Origin of the sequence: Streptomyces sp. NPDC087215 (assembly GCF_044744885.1) — a bacterium.
In the GTDB taxonomy this organism is placed as follows: domain Bacteria; phylum Actinomycetota; class Actinomycetes; order Streptomycetales; family Streptomycetaceae; genus Streptomyces.
Map to the genome: position 1 here is coordinate 1 of NZ_JBIUZD010000035.1, position 2289 is coordinate 2289.

General features: G+C 73.5%; 1 protein-coding gene. It reads right to left on the reverse strand.

The genetic code is table 11. The features are described 5' to 3' along the window. A partial coding sequence (locus tag ACIO92_RS34100) for a condensation domain-containing protein (RefSeq protein ID WP_402596827.1) occupies positions 1 to 2289 on the reverse strand: 2289 nt, incomplete at both ends.

Genomic DNA, 2289 nt, shown 5'->3' on the forward strand with positions numbered 1-2289 from the left:
CTCCCGGTAGCTCAGGGTCTCTTCGCCGAAGACGACCGCAGGATGCTCCGGACGCAGCCTCACCTGCTCCTCGAACAGCTCCGCCAGCGTCCCGTCACCGATCTCGACCTCCCTGCCCCGGCCCTCCGCGAGCAGCCGCAGCCGGTCCGCCTCGTCGACGAGGGCGAAGCCGCTCAGGAGCCGCTCCGGATCGGCCACCGCCTGTTCCAGCACCCGGCGCAGCATCCCGGCCGTCCGCTCGACCGTCGAGGCGTCGAAGAGGTCCGTCGCGTACACCACGGCCCCCGTCAGACCCGCCTCCTCGTCCCCGGAGAGCAGGAACTCCAGGTCGAACTTGGCGGAGCCGTTGGACACCGCTGTCGTCCGCAGGGTCCGTGCCCCGGCGAGTTCGGGACCGGGCGTCGGGCCGTTCTCCAGGGCCAGGCACACCTGGAACAGCGGGTGCCTGGCGAGCGAACGGCGCGGGTTCACCGCTTCGAGGACCAGGTCGAAAGGGGTGTCCTGGTGGGCGTACGCGTCGAGGTCGGCGGACCGCACCCGGCCGAGCAGATCGCGGAAGCTCGGGTCCCGCGAGGTGTCGGTCCGCAGCACCAGGGTGTTCACGAAGAACCCCACCAGGTCCACGAGGCGCTCGTCGGGGCGTCCGGCGACCGGAGCCCCGACCGCCAGGTCGGTCCCCGCGCCCAGCCGGGTCAGCGTCGCCGCGAGCGCCGCGTGCACCACCATGAAAGGAGTGCACCGCTCCCGCCGGGCGAGGGCCGTGATCCCCCGGTACAGCTCGGCGCCGAAGTCGACCCGTACGACACCGCCCCGGTGCGTGGCCACGGCGGGCCGGGGCCGGTCGTAGATCGGCCCCAGTTCCTCGGGGAGTCCGTCGAGGGCGCGCCGCCAGTGCGCGAGGTCCATGCCCAGCGGGCTCTCCGGGTCGTCGGCGGCACCGAGCGCCCGCCGCTGCCAGTGCGCGAAGTCGGCGTACCGGAGCGGAAGTCCGTCCTTCCACTCGGTGTCCTCACCCAGCTTCCGGGCGGCGTAGGCGGTGGACAGGTCCGCGAAGAGCGGGGCGAGGGACTGCCCGTCCGTCGCGATGTGGTGCAGCAGGACCAGGAGTTCGTACCGGTCCGCGCCGAGATCGAAGAGCGTCACCCGCAGCGGGCACTCGACGGCCGGGTCGAAGGCGTGTCCCGCCGCCGTGGCGACGGCCTCGTCCAGCCCTTCCGGAGTCACCCGCCGCCGTTCGAACACCAGCCGCTCGGGACCGGCCGACAGGACCCGCTGCCGGGGCTCCCCCTCCACCCGCACGAACACCGTGCGCAAGGGTTCATGACGTGTCATCAGGTCGGTGAAGGCGGCCCGCAGCGCGTCGGCGTCCACCGGCCCTTCCAGGCGCACGCTCATCGGCACGTTGTACGAGGAGCCGCCCTGCTCCAGATCGGCGATCAGCCACAGTCGCCGCTGGGCGAACGAGAGCGGCGGCAGCGCGCAGCTGCGCTGCCCCGCGGTCAGCGGCGGAAGGGCCGGACGGCCGCCCTCGGTGGCGAGCCGCAGGGCGAGCGCGGCGGGCGTCGGGTGCTGGAAGACGTCCCGGATGGTGAGCCGTACGTCGAGCGCGGTGGCGATGCGTCCGGTGAGGCGGGCGGCGAGCAGGGAGTGGCCGCCGAGGTCGAAGAAACCGTCGTCCGCGCCCGGGACGCCGGGGGTGCCGAGGACCTCCGCGAACAGTCCGCAGAGGATCTCCTCAACCGGGGTGCGCGGCGCCCGGCCCCCGCCCGTGCCACGGACGGAGTCCGGCTCCGGGTCCGGCAGGGCCCGCTTGTCGATCTTCCCGTTGGCGGTCAGCGGCAGCCGGTCCATGACCACGACGAACGCCGGGACCATGTGCTCCGGCAGCAGCGTTCCGGCCAGCGCGCGGACCTCCCGCGGGCCGAGGGCCGGATCGTCGACCGTCACGTACGCGACCAGTTGGGTGGCCCCGTGCCGGTCCGGACGGGCCAGGACCGCCGCGCCCAGAACGCCCGGCCGGCCGGTGAGGACGGTCTCGATCTCGGTGGGCTCCACCCGGAAGCCGCGCACCTTGATCTGGGAGTCCGTGCGCCCCGCGTAGTGGAGACGGCCCTCGGAGTCCCAGTACGCCAGGTCTCCGGTGCGGTAGAGGCGGGTGCCGGGGGGTCCGTAGGGGTTGGGGGTGAAGTGGGTGGCGGTGGTGGTGGGTTGGTGGTGGTAGCCGTGGGCGAGGCCGTGTCCGGTGAGGTAGAGCTCGCCGGTGGTGCCGGGGGGTGTGGGGTTGAGGTG